The organism is Pedobacter zeaxanthinifaciens, assembly GCF_003313335.1.
GTDB lineage: Bacteria > Bacteroidota > Bacteroidia > Sphingobacteriales > Sphingobacteriaceae > Pedobacter > Pedobacter zeaxanthinifaciens.
The window spans coordinates 400,642-422,760 of the sequence record NZ_QMHP01000004.1 but is presented as its reverse complement, the minus strand read 5'-3'; the positions used below and the strand labels follow the sequence as shown (position 1 = coordinate 422,760).

Below are 22,119 nucleotides of genomic sequence, written 5' to 3'. Positions count from 1 at the left end.
ACCAGTGATAGCTGCTAGGTAATCTGTAATTGTTTTACCAGCGTTGCCAGGAAGTGCCTGCCAAACCTCAAATGCAGATTTACCATCGGCACCTGTAGCACCTGTTGCGCCAGTAGCACCAACAATGCTTACGCCTGCAGGCCATATGCCGCCGGCTTTAGGGCCGTAGATTGTATTTGTTGTAGGATCGATATAGAAATCGCCGTCCTTACCGGTAGCACCAGATGGCACACCTGCTCCGTTCAAGATAGTTTTGCCATCAGCACCGGCAGATCCTGTTGCACCTGTAATAGCTGCAAGATAATCGGTAATTGTTTTACCAGCATTGCCAGGAAGTGCCTGCCAAACCTCAAACGCAGATTTACCATCGGCACCTGTAGCGCCTGTTGCGCCAGTAGGACCAGTGATAGCTGCTAGGTAATCTGTAATTGTTTTACCAGCGTTGCCCGGAAGTGCCTGCCAAACCTCAAACGCAGATTTACCATCGGCACCTGTAGCACCTGTTGCGCCAGCAGGGCCTGTAATAGAAGCCAGGTAATCTGTGATTGTCTTACTAGAATTGCCAGGGAGTGCCTGCCAAACTTCAAACGCAGATTTACCATTGGCACCTGCAGCGCCAACAATGCTCACACCTGCCGGCCATACCCCGCCGGCTTTAGGGCCATAGATAGTATTTGATGTAGGGTCAATATAGAAATCGCCGTCCTTGCCAGTAGTACCAGAAGGAGCGCCTGTTCCGTTTAAGATAGTTTTGCCGTCTGCGCCGGCAGGGCCAGTAATAGAATTGAAGTATTCTGTAATCGTTTTACTAGAATTACCTGGTAACGACTGCCATATTTCAAAAGCAGATTTACCATTGGCACCAGCAGGGCCAGTAGCTCCAACGATACTTACACCTGGAGGCCATACACCGCCAGTTTTAGGGCCATAAATAGTATTTGTTGTAGGATCAATAAAGAAGTCACCGTCCTTTCCTGTACTACCAGAAGGAGCGCCAGAACCACTTAGCAAAGATTTTCCGTCGGCTCCATTAAGTCCAGCAGGACCAGTAATAGAAGTGAAGTAATCTGTAAGTGTTTTACTAGAGTTACCAGGAAGCGACTGCCAAACTTCAAAGGCAGACTTACCATTTGCACCTGCAGCACCTGTTGCACCAATTAAACTTATTCCAGCAGGCCATGCGCCACCGGCTTTGGGCCCGTAGATTTTATTTGTCGTTGGATCGATATAATAATCTCCGTCATTTCCTGTACTTGCAGCTGGAGCACCTGTACCATTAAGAATAAAGTTACCTGTGTTACCTCTAACAGCTACCCAGCCATTTCCGTCCCAGTAGTACAAACCCGTTCCATCTGGTTGTGTAGCAGGATATGCCGTTGAACCAGTAAAGCCTGCAGTAACTGTTTTGGTGTTGTAAACCACCATACCAGCGTCCGGAGTACTTCCTGCTGCCAAGCCCCAAGTAGTTGTGTTAGTTAGGCTAACGCGTGGAAACAATAAACCTTTGCTACCACTTTCTAATTCTAGAATAGAAGCTTTGTTAATTGCTGTAGGATTATCTCCTATTTTGACTTGAGCTTGTGCCAACTGTACACTTACTCCGAGCACCGAAAATAGTGCAATGCGCTTGAAAATTTTCTTCATAAGTTTCTGGTGTCAAAACATGACACGTTGCACACGAAAAGCCAAAAGACATGCCACCAGAAGAAAAATGAGGTTTTTACGAAAAAAAAGAAGATTGTAAGATTTTTATCCAAAAACCGATGGCTTAATGCTGTTGTCACATTTCCTCAATCCGAGAAAAAACCACCGCTAGACGGCCAAAAAAGCACAAAAACACGCTTTTTAAAGGTTTTTTAGCATCATTTTTTAAACAAAAAAGTTGTTGTTTTTTATTACACAGAAATAAAGTTGACATTATCGCTCTTATTTTTCATAGCTACCCTTAAAAATATTAGCAAGGCATCAAATGAAAGCTAATTCCATTATAATTTTTAATTCAAACACTTAAAATTGATTTTTTTGAATTCGATGCGCAAGACTAAAACCTAGCGATACGCACACTATTAACTCCAATTAAGAATAAAAACACAACTATAAGTTATACAACTAATAGCTATAGTATAATTTTTAAAAAGTGTGGAATTTGAGTCGCTCCTCTCAAATTAAATTGATGATGAGCAAAGACCTCTCCCTTACCCCTGTACTTTGAAAGGATAGGGAATTTGAAGTGTTGGTTTTTAAGCAATGTAGAATCTTCAAAGATTGTTGCGTTGACTGTTAAGCGATGAAAGAATAAACAGCTATCTGAAAATTCCCTCAATAAGAAATATAGGCTAATTACTAAATTACCTTACATCAATCCACTAACCATACCCAAAAGCACCTCTCTCCCTCAAAGGGAGAGATGGCGAAGCCAGAGAGGGTGAACTTAACATCAATTAAATTTCAACATGCAGAAGTTCTGCTATCCTTTGTTCCAGATAAGCCAGAACAGTTTCTGGATATTTAAGTACTGCATCATTTTCGAAACGGATTACCACATAACCCATTTCAGTCAGAATGCTATCACGCTCCTGGTCATATAGCTGCTGACCCAGGTTATGATGCACACCGCCATCCAATTCGATGATGAGCTTCAGCTTTGCACAATAGAAATCGGCAACGAACTGCCCAACGGTGTGCTGCCTCCGGAATTTTAGTTTATTGAAGCGACTTGCACGAACAAGGTTCCAGAATGTACTTTCAGCGGAAGTTTGTTCTTTCCGCAACATTCGGCGAAATGATTTTGCATCCATAGGTAGGGAAGTTTAAGCTAAATTTAATCATTTGCAATAATTTCTATATTGTTTTTTGAATAAACCTCTCCCTTGCCCTCTCCTTTCAAAGGAGAAGGAATTTGAAGTGTTGGTTTTTAAGCAATGTATTATATCAACGATTGCGGCGTTGACTGTCAAGCGATGAAACAGCATTAAATGCTAGCAGCTGGAAACTCTGAAAATCTTCTCAGTAGAAATATAGGCTAATTGCTAAACCCAAAAACATAAAAAAACAGCCCCAAAATTTGATTTTGAGGCTGCTTAATCTATAATCGCAAATTTTTAATTAGTCCACTTGTTATTGCTAACGTTGCTATCTGGAAGTACTTGCTGAGGATCCAGCACCACTTCAACCACTTCTTCCGTAGTTGGGAAGCTGACTGTCCAGCTGGTGTTTTTCATCCAAACATCTGCAGCAATTTTAACGATGCTCGTTTTGCCGCTCTTAGTTTTAATCCCTAAAATAATTGGCATAGGCATTTGTTCCAGGTTATCCACCTTGATGGTGTAAGCTACCAAGTTGCCGTTATTTTTCACCTCTTTCACTTCAGCGATACCTTGATCCATCTTCCAGTTATTTAGGAACCAACTTTTCCAAAACCAGCTCAAATCTTCTCCGGCAGCATTTTCCATCGTACGGAAAAAGTCGAAAGGTGTTGGATGTTTGTAAGCCCAATTGTTAATGTATTGCCTGAAAGCAAAATCAAAGCGATCTTTTCCCAAAATTTGATCTCTCAATAAATGCAAGCCCCAACTTGGTTTATAATACAAGTTGATACCAATATTCGCTTCGGCCATTCCATCAGGCATTAACATCATATTTTCATATTTAGGATTGCCAATTACCGCCTTACCAATTGCGTTCATGTTCATTTGACGTGGCTTGTACTCGCCATTGTTAAATTCAGTACTTGATAAATCATTGATGAACGTATTGAAACCTTCATCCATCCAACCAAATTTACGCTCATTCGAACCAACAATCATCGGGAACCAAATATGTCCAAACTCGTGATCAATTACACCCCAAACATCACCTTTTTTTGCTTTCCAGCCACAGAACACAATACCCGGATATTCCATTCCACCAATATTAGTTGCAACGTTTACTGCCATTGGATACGGGTACTCATACCACATTTTTGAGTAGTGCTCAATAGAACCTTTAACATATTCTACAGCCCTTCCATAGCTATCGTTACCATTACTTTCTACAGGATGGGCCGAAACAGCCAGTGACTTTTTACCACTAGGCAAATTAATACGAGCGGCATCCAAAACAAAAGCCTTTGATGAAGACCAAGCAGCATCACGGGTATTGGTAATTTTAAACTTCCAAGTCAATTTATCTTTAGCTGGACGAGATTTTGGATCATTTACTTCAGCCTCTGATCTTACATGGATGGTTTTATCGCTGTTTTTAGCTTCGTTCCAACGCTTCAATTGTTCAGCAGTAAAAACTTCTTGAGGGTTCAACAATTCTCCCGAGCCCATCACAATATGATTTCCCGGCACAGTTACATCGAAAGTAATGTCACCGTACTCACAATAAAACTCTCCGGCACCCCAATATGGCAAAGTGTTCCAACCAAGCACGTCATCATACACACACATGCGTGGGAACCATTGTGCAACAGCGAAGATTTCCCCATTTTTGGTGCTTAAATGGCCCGTTCTATCCGATCCTAAAACAGGAATCTCATAAACGTAATCCATTTTAATCACCACCACATCACCGTTAGCAGCCATTGGTTGATCTAGCCTAATTTGCATGCGGGTATCTTCCACAATAGAATTAAACTTAACCGGTTTAGCCTTTTGCGATACCGATAGGTTAGAAATGGTATAGCCGCCATTAAACTTCTCGCCTTGCGCACCATATCTACTAACTGCTGGCGTAATTGCCAAGCCACGAGAATTTTCTTTGAACGAGTTTTGATCCAGCTGTAACCAAAGGTAAGGTAGTTTTTCTGGACTATTATTTTTGTAAGTGATTGTAACGGTAGCTTTTACTTGGTTAGTTTTTTCGTCCAAGTTTGCGCTTATGTTATAGTCTACCCTATTTTGCCAGTACTTGGGCCCTGGAGCACCACTTGCCGAACGGTATTCGTTACCATTTTGCGTGTAAAACAAGGGGCCAAAAGCCTGTTCTGGCACATACTTGCTCACCGGTTTATCTTGAGCGTAACTTAATTGCCCGCAAAAAAGCAGCGCTACGGCAAAAGTTTTCAATAATGTTTTTTGCATGTTTTGTTTAATTTACAGCCAAAGTAAATTGAAAATGAACAATTATCAAAATTGGCACACGATTATTACTTAGCTAGGGCTTACCTTTTAATTTAGGCAGCGGTGGGAGTTTACGTTCGTTCTCCGGAAGTTTACGCCATTCAGTAAAGGTAGTGGCGATGTAATAGGTATAATCAAATTCTTTGTCGGCTTTAATTTGCGCCACCGTTGGTCGGTAAAGACCAATATAGTCGTCCAAATCTTTTCCTTTATAGTTTACCAACTTTTGGATGACCTCTCTATTGAAATTCTTTGAAATCTCTTCATTGATATCTGCCGCCTGCTCTAATTCTTGCTCTTTAGCCTGTTGCCTGCGGTATTTACCATAACCTAAATTAAGACGTAGACCTCCCCTATTTTTAGAGTAATCTACCTGCCTTGCTGGCTTCGCATCAGGATCTTTCGCATCTAAATAAGGGGATACCTTAGCAGTAGTTACATTTACCGTATTCAAATTATTTACTGCGGCCCTTAAATATTTATTTTTCGGAAAAAGATTAACAAGATATACGGTATCGGTTTGATAGCCCATTAAAGCATAGGTAATCAAATCTCCATTTTTAGCTGGTATTGCATAATGCCCGTCCTTATCGGTTACTACCACGGCCTTTGTACTTAAATTACGCACAGAAACTCCCTGAAGCGCCAAATTACGTTGGTCGTTATCAAAGACATTGCCCGTCATGTAATTCTGTGCATACACAAACAGCGGAAGGCAAAAGATCATCAGTAGAAACAGCTTTTTCAACATATCCAAATGTAAAATAGTTTTTATCTTCTTCTAAGCATTTAACAAAGTTTAACAACAAGGTGCAACTACTTCAACCTGCTTTGATAGTCGTCTTCTTTAAAGCCCAACAACACCGCTTTGCCACCCACCTCAACAATAGGTCGTTTTATGGCGCTGGTATTTTCAACCAAATAACTAATTACCTTAGCTGGGGAGTTAATCGTTTCCTGCTCTTCCTTGCTCAGTTTCTTAAAAGTTAAACCAGCTTTGTTTATCACCTTTTCCCAGCCAAAAGCGTCAAACCATTCGTTTAGCTTTTCAGCGGTAACGCCCTTCTTTTTAAAATCATGAAATTCGAAATCAAATCCGTTTTGCTTTAGCCAATCTTGAGCTTTCTTTACTGTATTACAATTTGGGATGCCGTATAGTTTCATTTTAGAATTTTAGGTATACAAAGTTAACAAAAACAAATTTCTACGATGAGGCCAATAGCGTATTAAATTTCGGTTGATAAATTACTCCTTTATTAGCTATCTTAGCCTAGTTTTTTAATTATTAATAGCGTTTTAATATGCTCAAACTTTCCTTTAAGCAACAGCTACTTACAGGCTTTACTGCATCATTAATCTTTGTATTGATTTCGGCTGTAGCTTCTTACCTGAGTATACATTCCCTTAACGACAGTTACAATTGGGTTTCGCATACACAAAATGTGGCTAAAACAGCGGAGCGCTTAGAGATTAAACTCCTCCATAGCGAAGCATCTTTAAGAGGTTTTTTGTTAAGTGAGAATGACGATTACAGAGGGCCTTACGACGAGAACATTAACAGCATATTGCCACTGGTAGAAGATTTGAACAACTTGGTAAGCGACAACCCTCAGCAGCAAAGGAAAGCTGACAGTATCAAGGTTTATGCGGTATGGAAAGTTTCTGACATGAAACAAATTGCAGCGAAGGCCAACATTGGGGATTTTACGGCAGCCAAAAAGCAATTTTTAAATGACAAGGGCAGGATCAACAAAATAAAGTTTTTAGCTTTTGCAGATGACCTGATTGCACTGGAATACAAACTATTAAAGGAAAGACAAGAAGTTTCGGCTAATAAAAGCACCCGGACAATTGCTGTAATTGTAATTAGCTCCCTAATTATTTTCGGTTTGATTTTGTTTATGCTGAAGTACATCCGAGCCACTTTTGATCAGCAAAAAGCTACCGAAAAAGAAATTCTACTGACCAACAAAGAGCTAGCAGATTTATCTGCCAAAAACGAACACCACAACTGGCTATTGAGTAGCGAGGCAAAAATAAACGAAGTAATGCGTGGTGAATTTACCATGGACCAACTTGCTGAAAACGTTATTACGGCCATTTGTAATTTACTTAACTATCCTATCGGCGTTTTTTACCTGATCAATCGCTCGCAAAAAACACTGAGAGTTAGGGGAGCATTTGCCATCCACGAAAACTTGAGCGATAGGGCTTATCATTTTGGCGAGGGGCTTGCAGGACAAGCTGCGTTGGAAAAAAAGACTAAAATTTTCACACCAGTACCTGATGGCTACTTAAAAATCAGCTCTGCTTTAGGAAACGTTACGCCTAGCAGCATCATTTGTGTACCTGTATTGTTTGAAGATACCGCCATTGCAGTGTTGGAAATTGGTTTAACTAATGAACCCTTGCCTAACGACATTGCTTTTTTAGAATTGGTGGCAAAAGACATCGGCATTGCTGTAAACAGTATGGTAGCTAAGGTGAAGCTACAGGAGCTTTTTGAAAAAACACAACAGCAAGCCGAAGAACTAATTAGCCAACAGGAAGAACTGAGGGTAACCAACGAAGACTTGATGCACAAAACCGAAGAGCTTCAGGCTTCGGAAGAGGAATTAAGAGTACAACAAGAGGAGCTACAACAAGCAAATGCAGAGTTGGAGGAAAAAGCGCAATTGCTGGAAGAGAAAAATGCATCAATTAATCAGGCTAAGGAAGCAATTAGCTTAAAAGCGGAAGAATTATCGCTAAGTAGCAGATACAAATCAGAGTTTTTAGCCAATATGAGCCATGAGCTACGCACACCGTTAAATAGCATCTTGATTTTAGCTCGTATCCTAAAAGAAAATAAACTCAATAATCTTTCCGAGGAACAGATTAAATATGCCGGGGTAATCCACAATGCCGGTTCCGATTTGCTGGCGCTTATCAATGACATCTTAGACCTTTCTAAAATTGAGTCGGGCAAAGTTGATTTAGTAATTGAAGAAGTAAACCCTACAGCTATTAAGTCGCAAATCGACTCCCTGTTTTCCGAACTCACTAAGCAAAAGGAAATCAACTATCAATTCACGTTGAAAAATGATTTGCCTTCTTACATCACTACCGATCAAGCAAGGATTGAGCAAATCATTAAAAACTTGCTTTCAAACGCCATCAAATTTACTCGCAAAGGTGGCTCAGTTACCGTAGAAGTTGGCTTGGCCAATCAGCAGCAGGTGAAATATAACCAAACGTTAAAGCAACAGGAAAAATTGATTTATTTTGCTGTAAATGACACTGGGATAGGAATTCCACAAGAAAAACAGCAAATTATTTTCGAGGCTTTCCAACAGGAAGATGGCTCTACAAGTAGAAAGTATGGCGGCACCGGGCTTGGTCTGTCAATCAGTAGAGAATTAGCCAATTTATTAGGTGGCGAAATACAACTTAGCAGCGAAGTTGGCATAGGTAGCACTTTCACTTTGATCATTCCGCAAAGCTTAGTTGCCAGTATAGAAACACCGGAAAACAGCAATCCTAAAGTGGCTGAAACAATACAACCAGAATTTGTAGAAGCTCCTTCGATTACCCTGCCAGTTGCACCTAAAAACTCAGCTGGCAACAAGCTTTTAATTGTAGAAGACGACGAAAATTTTGCGGAGATATTGAAAGCTTATGCTATTGAAAAAGGCTTTGAGCCTATTTTAGCGCACAGCGGCGATGAAGGTTTGGCTTTAGCTATCGAAGAACTTCCCGATGCTATCGTATTGGATGTAATGCTGCCTGTGATGGACGGCTGGACCATCCTTAAAAAATTAAAAGCAAACCCCGCTACTCAGCATATCCCTATCCACATGATGTCGGCCGGAGATGAAAAAACCAGTAAAGCGAAGAAAGAAGGTGCAATTGGCTTCCTTAAAAAACCTGTAGATAAAGAAAAACTAGACCAAGCTTTTGAACTGTTATCCAACCAATATACTTACCACTTTAACAACGTATTGGTAATTGAAGATCAAATTCTGCAGAGTAATGATTTAAATGAGCAACTGATAAAAAAAGGGGCGAAAGTATCACAGGCTTATACCGGAAAAGAGGCTTTGCAAATGTTGGAGGAAAGCACTTTCGATTGTATTATTCTGGATTTGAAGCTGCCGGATATATCGGGTTTCGATTTACTGGACCAAATTAAATCCAACCCTGACACAAAACACATTCCGGTAATTATTAACACTGCAATGGAGCTAGATCGGGATAAAATGGCGCAAATTATGCGCTATTCGCAGGCAATGGTACTTAAAAGCAACAAGTCAAACGATAGGCTGTTAGATGAAGTTAGCCTATTTATGAATAAGTTACAGGTTGATACTCCGAAAGAAGAAAGTGTAAGATTAACGGCCGCTCCTAAAAATTATGCGCCAACCATTGAAAAAGCACTTGAAAATAAAACAATTTTAATCACTGATGACGATATGCGGAATATCTTTGCGCTATCTTCGGCCCTTCAAGATTATAAAATTAACGTATTAATTGCCAACAACGGTGTAGAGGCATTAAACAAGCTATCGGAACATACCGAAATAGACTTGGTATTAATGGACATTATGATGCCCGAAATGGACGGCTATGAGGCAATGCGGAAAATAAGAGCACAACGCCATTTAGCTAATTTACCAGTCATCGCACTTACAGCAAAAGCAATGAAAAACGATAGAGAAAAATGCATTGAGGCCGGCGCAAGCGATTATATTTCAAAACCTGTTGATGTGGACAAGCTATTATCAATGTTGAGGGTTTGGTTAAGTTAGGATAAGATAAACATGACACACGAGGTGATTACAGACGAGCAAGTAGAAGATATTATTGTTGTTGCCAAAAACATTTACGGGTTTGATTTTGGAGGTTATTCTAGGGCATCGCTAAAAAGAAGGCTCAATAGAATTATGGTGCTAAAAAGGCTCGATTATTTTGATTTAAGAAACACACTGATCAATAACGAAAACTTTTTCCACGACTTTTTAAATGAGATTACCGTAAACGTTACGGAGATGTTTCGCGACCCTAAATTTTTTAAATCAATTAAGGATAACGTGCTTCCCTACCTCAGCTCCTATCAGCACTTAAAGGTTTGGAACGCAGGTTGCTCTACTGGCGAAGAGTTATACTCGTTTGCGATACTTTTTGAAGAATACGGACTTTACAATAGGAGTTTTTTTTACGGAACCGATATTAACCATAAAGTACTTGAAACAGCAAAAGAGGGTATTTACGACCTACAAAAAATGAAACAATACTCGGAGAATTACCTCGCTGTTGATGGAGGAAAATCATTAGCAAACCATTACGTTGCCCAATATGATGCTGCCTCTATTTCTAGGCATCTCAAAAAAAATGTGCTGTTTTCTATGCACAATTTAGTTTCCGACGGCCCCTTTAACGAATTTCAGGTAATATCCTGTAGAAATGTATTAATCTATTTCAATCCTCAGTTACAAAATACCGTAATCAATTTATTTTACGAAAGCTTAGCGAACTTTGGCTTCCTATGCCTAGGTGGGAAAGAGACTATCAGAGATCAAAAATTGGCGAAGAAATTCAAACCGGTCGACAAAAAAAACAACATTTATCAAAAAATTAATTAAAATCTACCTTAAATGAGTAAAATTAACCTTCTAATAGTGGATGATAAGCAGGAAAATATTATTGCTTTAGAAGCCCTTTTGAATAGAAACGACATCAATATCATATCTACCACCTCCCCTAACGAAGCTTTACGCATTTGCTGGGAAAAAGATATCGCTATAGCCCTTGTAGATGTACAAATGCCGGAAATGAATGGCTTTGAATTGGTGGAGATATTAAAAAATAACGCTCGTACACAAGACATCCTGATCATTTTTGTTACGGCAATATCTACCGAGGCCAAATACGCCATTAAAGGTTTAAGCGCCGGAGCGGTAGATTACCTTTACAAACCTTTAGATCCCTACATTACATCAGCAAAAGTGGATTCTTTTATCCAATTGGTGCGAACTCAACGCGAAATCAAAACTAAAAACTTGCAATTAGAGCAAGTGCAAGGTGATTTAATTAAGGCAAAGGAAGACGCTGAACAGGGAAAAAGAGCGAAAGAAAACTTCATGGCCAACATGAGCCACGAAATACGAACACCGATCAACGGTATTATTGGTTTAGTGCACCTGCTTAAACAAGCCGATTTAAACGAGGAACTGAAAGAAATTGTGAACTTACTAGATGTGTCTTCAAACTCACTTTTGGGCGTAATCAATGATATATTAGACTTATCGAAAATAGAAGCTGGTAAATATAAAATCAATTTTGCGAAAACCGACATTAAAGATTTGGCCACCTCAGCCTCCAACCTGCTTAACGTCAAAGCTTTGGAAAAAGGGATATCACTCAAACTCACCATTGCAGATAACGTTCCAAGATATATCATGGCCGATTCGCTTCGCCTAAATCAAATTTTCATGAACTTGCTGAGCAATGCAGTGAAATTCACTAACGAAGGCGAAGTAATTTTCAAAATAGAAGCGATAGAAGAAAGACCAAACACCAAGTTACTTAAGTTCTCTGTTACTGATACAGGTATCGGAATTTCAAAAGATAACATAGAAACCATATTCCAATCGTTTGAGCAAGTAGAAAACGTACACACCCGTGTTTATGGTGGTACAGGGCTAGGCCTATCTATTGTTAAAAAACTGGCCGAGCTAAAAGGTGGCGAGCTGGATGTACAAAGCGAACTTGGAAAAGGAAGCACATTTTCATTTACTAAATGGTATAAAACAGTGGAAAAGGCAAACGAAGAACCCGTAAAACGACCTATTGAACAACTACCTACCTTAGATGGCACTAAAATTTTAGTAGCCGAAGACAATTCTATCAACGTGTTTCTGATTGTTAAAATACTTAACGATTGGAAGGTGCAAACCACCGTTGTAACCAATGGTGCAGCAGCTTTAGAGGCGCTTGAAAAAGATCATTTTGATTTGGTGCTAATGGACACCTACATGCCAGTGATGAACGGCCTGGAAGCCATTAAAAAAATCAGAAGCGGCCATATTGCGGGCAAGGAAAATATTCCGATCATTTCCTTTTCTGCAGGCGTGTTAGATCAGGATAAAGCGACAGCTAAAGAAGTAGGTGCCGATGATATTATTGGTAAACCATTTAAAATTGGCGTATTACACGAAAAAATAAGCGCTCTACTTAACAGGTAAGCCACCAAAGGCCAACTTTAAAGGTCATTTGGCAATTTTACTTGTTAAAAAGTGTCATGGTTTGTGCAGCGCCAATGGTAGCAAAGCTCTTAATCATGCTAACTGCCCTGTTAATTAATACCGGCAGTTCCTTTTTCTCGTTCTTATCAAACTGGCCAAGCACAAAGTCCACTTGTCTACCTTTCGGGAAATCATCTCCTATGCCGAAACGTAGACGAGCATAATTTTGACCACCGCATACTTCTTCAATGCTCTTCAAACCATTGTGGCCGGCGCTACTTCCCTGCAATTTCATGCGCAACTTTCCTAGGGGCAAAGCTAAGTCGTCTACTAAAACCAACACATTTTCAGGCGCTATTTTTAGTTCTTTCATCCAATAATTTACCGCTTTACCGCTCAGGTTCATGTAAGTAGTGGGTTTAATTACATGCAGTTTTTTACCCTTGTGAGATACTTCAGCATGATAGGCCAATCTACCATGTTCAAAATTACCTTCCAAACCCGCAACCAATTCATCTGCAATATCAAAACCAATATTATGCCTAGTACCAACATACTCGGCACCAATATTACCCAAGCCTACTATAAGAAATTTCATGTGGCAAATGTAAGCAGTTAAGTGTTAAATTGGAAAGCTAAGCAATAAAAGTATCATGTTCAAAAGCGGGATGATAGTTATTTGACTTGCGAATTTTCCTAATTGATGGTTAGTTGATATGGTTGTATTGATTTAAAAATGGTTGTCGTTACTAGGCAATTTAAAGTACGTTCTATTTCCCACCAATAGTCATTAAATTGCTTCGTGTATTGCAATGACGGAAAAAAGCAACATCATTGAAATATTAAGAAAAGCAAGGTAAGTTCACAATCGCAACCGAAAGTCCTTCTATCCGCTATAGTCCCGAGTTTCACTCGGGAGCTGCCGCTACTATAAGGTTTAGCTTACAAAAGTCTCTGCTTCGAAAGCAAGCGTGAAACAAAAAAAGCGCCCCTACTTTACGTTGGGACGCTTTATCTCTTAATCAAGAAGCTCGATTATTTTTTACCTTTAGCTTCGTTTTCAGCTTGTTTCAATGCTCTTGACATTGCTACTGAAACGATAGTATCTTCAGGAGTGTTAGTTACTTGGAACTCACCTTTTTCTAGGTCGCGTACGCGGAACAAGTTACCAACTTCTAACTTAGCGATGCTTACTTCAACTACCTGAGGCATGTTTTTAGGGAATGCTTTAACACGTAGTTTACGTAATTTTTGCACCAATTTACCACCCATTTTTACACCTGGAGAAGTTCCTGTTAATTTCACTGGAATTTCCATATTGATTGCTTTATCATCAAATAATTGAAGAAAATCTACGTGTAATAATAAATCAGTTAACGGGTGAAATTGAGTATCCTTGATGATAGCTTTTACTTTTTTGCCACCTAAATCAATCTCAACAAAGTTAGCTTCTGGAGAGTAGATAGCTTCGTTTAAATCAGTTCTGCTAACGGCAAAGTGAACTTGCTCTTGACCTCCGTACAATACTGCGGGAACCTTACCTTCGTAGCGAAGCTCTTTGGCATCGCGTTTCCCTACGTTCTCTCTTGGAGAACCGCTAATAGCGATAGTTTTCATTTTTTATTTATTTAATTATTAGTATCAAGTATTTAGTATTTAGTATTAAGAACTAGGCCTTACTCCTTCTACCTCCTACCTTTAATTACACTTTAAATAGCTCACTAATTGAGCCGTACTCATTTACACTAGCAATAGCCTTAGCAAATAATTTTGCTGTACTCAGTTGTCTAATTTTGGCGCTTTGCTGCTTTAACGGAATGGTATCTGTTACAATCAATTCTTCTAAAGCAGAGTTTTCAATGGTTTCGTAAGCTTTACCCGATAAAACTGGGTGCGTACAAACCGCTCTTACACTTTTAGCACCGTTTTCCATAATCAATGCTGCAGCTTTAGCTAAGGTTCCAGCAGTGTCGCAAATATCATCAATCAATACAATATCCTGTCCGGTAACATCACCTATGATGGACATCGCCTCAATCTCGTTAGCACGCTTACGACGTTTATCGCAAATTACCACTTCGGCGTTAAAAAACTTCGCAAAAGTTCTAGCTCTGTACGAGCCACCCATATCAGGCGAAGCAATGGTTAAATTTTCAAGGCCTAAGCTTTTGATATATGGCACAAAAATCACCGAAGCATCTAAGTGGTCAACCGGAATATCAAAAAAACCTTGAATTTGCGCTGCGTGCAAATCCATTGTCATGATACGATGAATACCTGCAGCTTTTAACAAGTTGGCTACCAACTTAGCGCCAATGGCTACACGAGGTTTATCTTTTCTATCCTGACGAGCCAAACCATAATACGGAACAACAGCAGTAATGTAATGTGCAGAGGCCCTACGAGCCGCATCTACCATTAACAAAAGCTCCATTAAGTTATCGCTTGGCTGGTAAGTAGACTGTACCAAAAATACGTCTGATCCTCTTACCGATTCATCGAATGAAGGCTGGAATTCGCCATCGCTAAATTTACTTAGGGTTACATCACCGAGAGGTTTGCCGTATTCTTCGGCTATTTTGCTAGCTAGAGCTTTCGTTCCACTTCCAGCAAAAATTTTAACAGGGTTAAATTGCAATGGCATGATTTGCGGATATCAATGCTTGTTAATAAAAAACGGGTTGCGGTTTTATACACAACCCGAAATGATTTTGTTGTCCGACCTGGATTCGAACCAAGACAAACGGTACCAAAAACCGTCGTACTACCTTTATACTATCGGACAATCAATTTCAAAACTTATGTTCCGAAATGGAATGCAAATGTACGCAGTTTTTTGAAACCTGCAAACATATTGAGCAAAAAAAATTAAAAAAAATACAGGCTCATTGATTATCAGGCAGATTTAGTTATTTTTTGTTAAATAAGGTTAACGCTTAACACCTATGTCAATCTATTTTTTTATTTTCGGCAGCATTTTAATGCACCAAACGCAAGGTAAAAATCTCATATCGCTTTAATATGAACTATACAAAAACAAACAATATTATTGGCTGGATTTGCTTTTTAATAGCAACAACCACTTATGTACTCACGTTAGAACCCACTGCAAGTTTTTGGGATTGTGGTGAGTTTATCGCATCTGCGTATAAAATGCAGGTAGTTCACCAGCCAGGTGCCCCATTATTTTTGATGATTGAGCGCTTTTTCTCGCTACTAGCCATGGGCGATAAAACTAAGATCGCTTACTTCATGAATTTCGGTTCGGCGGTAGCTAGTGGAGCAACTATATTGTTTTTGTTTTGGACTATTACAGCGTTAGCCAAAAAAGTGCTGGTTAAAAAAGGCGAAGAAATTAGCAAATCCACGTTAATCACCATCATGGGTGCGGGCGTAGTTGGTGCTTTGGCTTATACCTATTCTGATAGCTTTTGGTTCTCGGCGGTAGAAGCAGAGGTTTACGCTTTATCTTCTTTATTTACCGCCATTGTGTTTTGGGGTATTTTGAAATGGGAAGCAGTAGCTGATGAACCTAAGGCAGACAGATGGTTGTTGTTCATTGCTTACATTATGGGACTTTCTATCGGTATCCACTTATTAAACCTATTAACTATCCCGGCTATTGCATTTGTATACTATTTCAAAAAGTCAGAGAAACCAACAACAGCCGGTATTTTTAAAACTTTGGGTGTTGGTATCCTTATTTTAGCGGTTGTGCAATATGGCATTATCCAATACTTAGTTTCCTTTGGCGCCTACTTCGATTTGTTTTTTGTAAATACCTTAGGCTTAGGCTTTGGAACTGGGGTTCTATTTTTTGCCATCCTATTAATTGGCGGTTTGGTTTGGGGTATCAAGTACTCTATCAAACACCAAAAGAAAATTTTAAATCTTGCGCTCTTATCTACTACATTAATCATTTTCGGTTACGGCTCATTTGCTATGATTTTAATTAGAGCACAGGCAAAACCAAACTTGAACAACAGTGACCCTGATAACGCTTTTTCGTTTTTAGGTTACCTGAACCGCGAACAATATGGCGATAGACCATTATTAGTTGGCCCTAACTATAATTCAATCCCTAAATATAAAGACGATGGATCAGCGCCTATTTATGTAGAAACAGGCAAAACTTACCGTAAAGGCGATACCAAGTACGAAGTATCAGGAGTGAAAAGAAAAACTACTTACGGTGAAAACGAAAATTTCCCTGATAGTATTCGCAGGCTACAACACGAAGTGCTTTTCCCAAGGATGTACAGCGATGAGCAAAGACATATCGACTATTATAAAGACATGATGGGTTTCAGTGATGATCACTTCCCAAGTTTCTTCGATAATGTTGGTTTCTTTATGCGCCATCAGGTGGGCTTCATGTACATGCGTTATTTCCTTTGGAATTTTGCTGGCCGCCAAAACGAAGAGCAAGGCCAGGGCAGTTTGTATGAAGGACAGTGGATTAGTGGTGTAAAACCAATTGATGCCATGCTTTATGGTGACCAAACCAACCTCCCTCCTTCTATCAAAGAAAGTACTTCATATAACCGCTTCTTCTTTTTACCGTTGATTTTAGGTTTGATTGGTGCAGTTTGGCATTTCGGTCGCCACCCTAAAGATGCAGGAATTATTGGCTTGCTTTTCTTCTTTACGGGATTAGCCATTGTAATTTACCTGAATCAAAAACCAATGGAACCTAGAGAGAGAGATTATGCCTACGTAGGCTCTTTTTATGCCTTTGCCATTTGGATAGGCTTAGGCGTTATCGCACTTAGGGAGTGGATATTTAAAAAACTTGACCCGAAGGTAGGCGCAATTGCAGCAGTAGCTGTTGGATTGCTGATTGCTCCGGTATTAATGGCTAAAGAAGGCTGGAACGACCATGATAGATCTACCAAAACATTATCGAGAGATATTGCCATTAGCTATATGGAATCATGTGCGCCTAATGCCATTTTATTTACCTACGGCGATAATGATACTTACCCACTTTGGTATGCACAAGAAGTAGAAGGTATTAGACCTGACATTAGGCTGGTTAACCTGAGCTTATTTGATACGGATTGGTACATCAATGGCATGAAACGAAAAGTTCATGAATCAGAGCCTTTGCCAATTTCAATGACGGAAAAACAATACGTTTCAGGACTTAGAGATGTAATGTATTATAAAGATATGGCTATTGCAGAGCCTATTGAAATTAAACAAATTGTAGACTTGCTATTATCTGATGATGATAATGACAAACTACCTTTAAATGATGGTACTAAAACTAATTTCATTCCTAGTAAAAACTTTAAGTTAACGGTTAATCCGCAGGATGTAATTAATACTAAAACCTTACCGGATAGCATGCGTAACCAAATTGTTCCTAGCTTAAATTGGACTTTCAATAAAGGCTACGTAACTAAAGGTACACTTGCCATGTTTGATATTTTAGCACACAACAACTGGAAACGTCCAATTTATTTTGCCAGTACGGTGCCATCTGACCAGTTCAACGGATTAGATAAATACTTATACAGCGAAGGTTTAGCGTTGAGATTACTTCCACTTGATCCTTCGAAAAGAGATGACTCGGAAGAGCAACCAATTAATTTGGAGCCTATGTACGAACATGTAATGAACAAGTTCAAATGGGGCAATATTAAAAATGCAAGTTACTTGGACAGCCAATCAGCCGATGATATTTCTATTTTCAATAACATTTTTAACAGCTTAACTACTGGCTTAATTAAAGCTGGCAGAATTGAAGATGCTAAGAAAGTGATGAAGAGATATGATGAGGTAATGCCTACCAAAATTTACAATATTAGAGCGGTAATGGGAGTGGCTACTATGGCCCAAAACCTTTACATTTTAGGAGAAACTGAAAAAGCAAATCAGCTGATTAAAAAATATGCTGATTATGTTGGTAAGGAAATTACTTACTTAGGCGATGTAAGCAATAGTAAAAAACAACTGATTGGTCAACGCTCTATTCAAATTGGGTTGTTTTATGGCCTGATGCCTATGGCTAAGGTTGCTGCACAATACGGACAACCTAAATTGGCTAAAGAACTAGAAAACCAGCTTAAATCACTGTACAATTATGGTGGTTTTGAGAGATATTTTGGGGAGTTACCTCCTGATTTCATGAATATGCAATAAACTATTTTTTGATTCGTTAAAAAAGCCGCTTGATTAATTGTCAAGTGGCTTTCTTTTTGATTCAATATCTAATTTGAGTTCTGGTTAGGCAGTATTACAATTCTTGAAATTTGCATCATATTTATTTTTTGCTCGCCCCCGTAGGGCTCTTACTTTTCCATGGTTGTTTACTTTTTTGCCTTCAAGCTTTCGCTATGGCCAGATTTGATCGCAAAATTAACATAACCGGAGTTTCTTGAGCTCAACAGCTTTGCTGATAACTCCAGTTCGATTGTTAATTCTTTGATAATTAGATTTCAAAACTGATACTGATCCCGAACATTCGGGACAGTATGACGAAACGCCGATTTGCCGTCACCCCGTCCCGAATGTTCGGGATCAGGGTCAGTTAGCTATAAAATATTGTATTTTATCGTAAATCAAATAAATAACAATCAAACTCAGGCTATAAAATTGCTTTTCGAGCTATCGGTTAAGGCAATAACTAGCAATGATAACGAAGTGCATAAAAAAAGCACGACTTTATGGTCGTGCTTCATTGTTTAATATTTTGATAGCTGAAAAACGCTATCCTTCGTTTACTACACCCATTGCGCAGAATTTGTCAATTCTCTTTGCAATCAGCTTGTCAGCATCTACTTTCTTAAGTGCTTTTAAATCCTCTAATATTTGTGCCTTCAATGTTGTAGCCATTTCTACAGCATTTTGATGAGCACCACCAAGTGGCTCTTTCACTACTCCGTCAATCAGTTGGTTTTTGAACATATCTTCGGAAGTAAGTTTTAGGCATTCCGCAGCTTTTTCTTTGAAATCCCAACTTCTCCATAAAATAGAAGAACAAGACTCCGGAGAAATTACTGAATACCAAGTATGCTCCAGCATGTAAACCTTATCACCGATACCAATGCCTAAAGCACCACCAGAAGCTCCTTCACCAACGATAAAGCAAAGAATAGGCACCTTTAGCACCGACATTTCCAATAAGTTACGAGCAATAGCTTCGCCTTGTCCACGTTCCTCTGCTTCTAAACCTGGGTAAGCACCCATAGTATCAATAAAGGAAATTACAGGCTTATTGAATTTTTCTGCTAAACGCATTAAACGCAATGCTTTTCTGTAGCCTTCAGGATTAGCCATACCAAAATTGCGGTACTGTCGCTCTTTAGTGTTTTTTCCTTTCTGATGACCAATTACCATAACGGTTTGTCCATCGATAGTTGCAAAACCGCCGATAATAGCTTTATCGTCTTTCACTGTCCTATCACCGTGAAGCTCAATAAAGTCTTCGCAAATAAGGTTAATGTAATCTAAAGTTTGTGGACGCTCAGCATGACGCGACATTTGTACTTTTTGCCATCCTGTTAGGTTAGCATACAAGGTTTTACTCGTCTCATCTGCTTTCTCTTCAAGCTCTGCAAGCGTAGCTGACATATCTACCTTAGTTTTATCAGCTATTTGCTTTACCTTTTCAATTTGTTGATACAAATCTGCCAAAGGCTTTTCAAAATCAAAAGATGTTTTCAATTGTTCCATAGTGGGGCTGTAAAATTAAGCATTTATCTGGAAACAAAAGACAATAAAATTTAAAGCCTTTTTTTACGAAGCAGCGAGCTTACCGAAAGATAAGATAGACCCACCGCTAAAATAAGACAGCAAATGCCAAAAAAGATGAACTCATTTGACCCTCGCTTAATAAATTCGATACCCATTACAGCAGCGTATATAGCAAAAATAAGGCTCAAAAAAGTGAAGATAACTTTCATCTGCAAATTGCTTTTTGCGTTAAGTTAGGAAATTACGGGATAATTACAAACTGTAAACTCGGTAGTTACTTTGTAGATGGCGTTATTGACGTTGATAGTAGCAGGGCTTTTGACTAATAGCCCTGATTGCAGTGGATCCCGATTTTTCATCGGGAGAAGCGGAAAGCAGGACTACCTTTACATAGTAGCCCTGCCCTTGCGCTTCAAAATATTTTAAAATTTAGCTGACTGACCGCTTTTTGGTGTAGATTTTTTGATGAAATCGCGGATGTGGTTGTTGCCAGCTTCTAAATCTACCTTGCGAAGATACATCATGTGTCCGCTTTCGTAACCTTCCCAACTCATGCGGCTTTTTAGTTTGCCGCTTGGATCCATTTGCCACATGTTGTACTTGGCATTAAAATAATCGCAAGCGCCATCGTAATATCCCGACTGCACTAGGACATGTAAATAAGGGTTTTGCGCCATTGCCGCCCTTAAGTTCTCCCCTGTATTGTCACCAGTTCTGTCCCAAGGGTTTACCGGCCCGAACATGTTATATTTCAAATCGGTTTTATAATTAAGCTCGTTGCGCAAATACATGTTGATGGCAGGCGTGAATGAATGTAACCACGAGGTTAATTCAGCGTTGTAATCGGGACGCTCGCCACCATCGGACCTATCAATACCTTTATACCTCGAATCCAAACGACCAACGGTAAAGCCTTTGTCTCGCAAAAGTTCCTTCCAGAACAGATTGGTTGAAATGTCGAGGTTATTTTGGATGATCACTTTTTCGGGCAATCCTGAGAAGCGAGCCATTTTAGCGGCGATTCTCTTTTTATCTTCAGCAGGTAAAAAGCCACCTTTCGCCATTGCAGGAATCAATTCATTAATAGTAAAATTTTCCACCTCAGGCAGCATATCCGTTAGTTTCTTCGATTGCAAATCGGCAGGCAACATTTTATGATACCAAGCGGTAGCAGCAAAATAAGGTAATCTTAAGGCGGCGTCCATTGCGGTTCCACGTTCGATACCCAGCTCGGTAGGCGATACCAAGATAACGCCGTTGAGATACATCCAGTGGTTACTTTGCAATTCTAGCGCTAAGCCAGACACACGGGTGGTACCGTAGCTTTCGCCAATGAGGTATTTAGGCGACGCCCATCTGTTAGTGCGGGTAACGAAAGTATTGATCCACTCGGCCAAGTACTTGATATCCGCTCTTACGCCGAAAAACTTGCTTGTAGGTACATCTTTGCTCACAGCTCTTGAGTAACCTGTGTTCACCGGATCGATGTAAACGATATCAGCTACATCTAAAATTGAAGTACTATTGTCCTTATAACCGTAGGGCTGCACTGGGTAACCTTCATCATCGATATTAAGCACTACCGGACCAGTATAGGCAATGTGCATCCACACTGAAGCTGAACCTGGCCCTCCGTTAAAAGAAATTACCAATGGGCGACTGTCTTTATTGCCGACATCCGTACGTTCGTAGTAAGTATAAAAAAGACCTGCAATTGGCTTCCCGTCTTCGTCCCAAACTGGCAAAGTGCCGGCTGTAGCTTTATAGGGCACTGCTTTTCCGTTGATGGTTACGGTATGGTTGGTTACAATGGCACTTTCTGGGACAATATTGCGTGAAGCGATGTTGTTGTTGACTTTTATAGGAGCTTCCTCTTTTGGGGCAGCATTGGTTGGCGGGGTGCTGCCTGCTCGTTGCTGGCCAGCCTGTGCTTGCGGACGCTGAGCATAAACAGCACCAAATAACATCAGCGCTAAACTGGTTACTGCAAAGGTTTTCTTCATTTTATATAAGTTAAGTTGTTGCATATAAATATCAGCATTGGCGTTGGTTTCTCCTAACTCAAACTAAAATGTTACTTAGTCAAAAAA

At 39.6% G+C, this 22,119-nt stretch carries 14 protein-coding genes; 4 read left to right on the top strand and 10 right to left on the bottom strand.

Translation table 11 applies throughout. From position 1 onward, the window contains the following. The 5 genes from DUT68_RS08765 to DUT68_RS08745 form a co-directional block, all read right to left on the bottom strand. Window positions 1-1,644, bottom strand: a 1,644-nt coding sequence (locus DUT68_RS08765; protein ID WP_461813259.1) for a collagen-like domain-containing protein, incomplete at its 3' end; no start/stop codon positions are given. Window positions 1,645-2,441: 797 nt separating this feature from the next. Continuing rightward, entirely contained in the window at window positions 2,442-2,798 is a 357-nt protein-coding gene (locus tag DUT68_RS08760; protein ID WP_113637565.1) for an endonuclease domain-containing protein, read from the bottom strand. A gap of 303 nt (window positions 2,799-3,101) precedes the next feature. Next, complete coding sequence (locus tag DUT68_RS08755; RefSeq protein WP_113637563.1) at window positions 3,102-5,066, bottom strand: M1 family metallopeptidase; 1,965 nt, start codon at window positions 5,064-5,066, stop codon at window positions 3,102-3,104. A 73-nt stretch (window positions 5,067-5,139) separates the two neighbouring features. Continuing rightward, on the bottom strand, window positions 5,140-5,832 hold the full coding sequence (locus DUT68_RS08750; RefSeq protein ID WP_214608405.1) for a peptidase associated/transthyretin-like domain-containing protein: 693 nt from the start codon (window positions 5,830-5,832) through the stop codon (window positions 5,140-5,142). Between the two features lie 89 nt (window positions 5,833-5,921). Further along, window positions 5,922-6,269 carry a Spx/MgsR family RNA polymerase-binding regulatory protein gene (locus tag DUT68_RS08745; protein WP_113637559.1) on the bottom strand — a complete coding sequence of 116 codons (348 nt, stop codon included), beginning with the start codon at window positions 6,267-6,269 and terminating at the stop codon, window positions 5,922-5,924. Between the two features lie 137 nt (window positions 6,270-6,406). On the opposite strand from DUT68_RS08745, the gene DUT68_RS08740 reads away from it, so the two are divergent. From DUT68_RS08740 to DUT68_RS08730, 3 genes are read left to right on the top strand one after another with little or no spacing between them, the layout of a single operon-like run. Beyond that, the gene (locus tag DUT68_RS08740; protein WP_113637557.1) at window positions 6,407-9,892 is read left to right on the top strand and encodes a response regulator; all 3,486 of its coding nucleotides are present in this window, start codon (window positions 6,407-6,409) and stop codon (window positions 9,890-9,892) included. A 12-nt stretch (window positions 9,893-9,904) separates the two neighbouring features. After that, on the top strand, window positions 9,905-10,726 hold the full coding sequence (locus tag DUT68_RS08735; RefSeq protein WP_198659558.1) for a CheR family methyltransferase: 822 nt from the start codon (window positions 9,905-9,907) through the stop codon (window positions 10,724-10,726). Between the two features lie 12 nt (window positions 10,727-10,738). After that, complete coding sequence (locus DUT68_RS08730; protein WP_113637555.1) at window positions 10,739-12,328, top strand: response regulator; 1,590 nt, start codon at window positions 10,739-10,741, stop codon at window positions 12,326-12,328. A 37-nt stretch (window positions 12,329-12,365) separates the two neighbouring features. On the opposite strand, the gene pth is transcribed toward DUT68_RS08730, so the two are convergent. The 3 genes from pth to DUT68_RS08715 form a co-directional block, all read right to left on the bottom strand. Next, window positions 12,366-12,926 carry an aminoacyl-tRNA hydrolase gene (gene pth / locus DUT68_RS08725; RefSeq protein WP_113637553.1) on the bottom strand — a complete coding sequence of 187 codons (561 nt, stop codon included), beginning with the start codon at window positions 12,924-12,926 and terminating at the stop codon, window positions 12,366-12,368. A gap of 437 nt (window positions 12,927-13,363) precedes the next feature. Next, window positions 13,364-13,945, bottom strand: coding sequence for a 50S ribosomal protein L25/general stress protein Ctc (locus tag DUT68_RS08720; protein WP_113637552.1), 582 nt, complete (start codon window positions 13,943-13,945; stop codon window positions 13,364-13,366). A gap of 85 nt (window positions 13,946-14,030) precedes the next feature. Further along, window positions 14,031-14,972 (bottom strand): ribose-phosphate pyrophosphokinase, encoded by a 942-nt coding sequence (locus DUT68_RS08715; RefSeq protein ID WP_113637550.1) that lies wholly within the window; start codon window positions 14,970-14,972, stop codon window positions 14,031-14,033. Window positions 14,973-15,349: 377 nt separating this feature from the next. Between DUT68_RS08715 and DUT68_RS08705 the strand changes: the two genes are divergently transcribed. Then, window positions 15,350-18,475, top strand: a complete 3,126-nt coding sequence (locus DUT68_RS08705) for a glycosyltransferase family 117 protein (protein WP_113637548.1) — start codon at window positions 15,350-15,352, stop codon at window positions 18,473-18,475. 567 nt (window positions 18,476-19,042) lie between these two features. On the opposite strand, the gene DUT68_RS08700 is transcribed toward DUT68_RS08705, so the two are convergent. Beyond that, the gene (locus tag DUT68_RS08700) at window positions 19,043-20,008 is read right to left on the bottom strand and encodes an acetyl-CoA carboxylase carboxyltransferase subunit alpha (protein WP_113637546.1); all 966 of its coding nucleotides are present in this window, start codon (window positions 20,006-20,008) and stop codon (window positions 19,043-19,045) included. Window positions 20,009-20,451: 443 nt separating this feature from the next. Next, window positions 20,452-22,032 carry a S10 family peptidase gene (locus DUT68_RS08695; RefSeq protein WP_237088298.1) on the bottom strand — a complete coding sequence of 527 codons (1,581 nt, stop codon included), beginning with the start codon at window positions 22,030-22,032 and terminating at the stop codon, window positions 20,452-20,454. Between the last annotated feature and the right edge of the window lie 87 nt (window positions 22,033-22,119).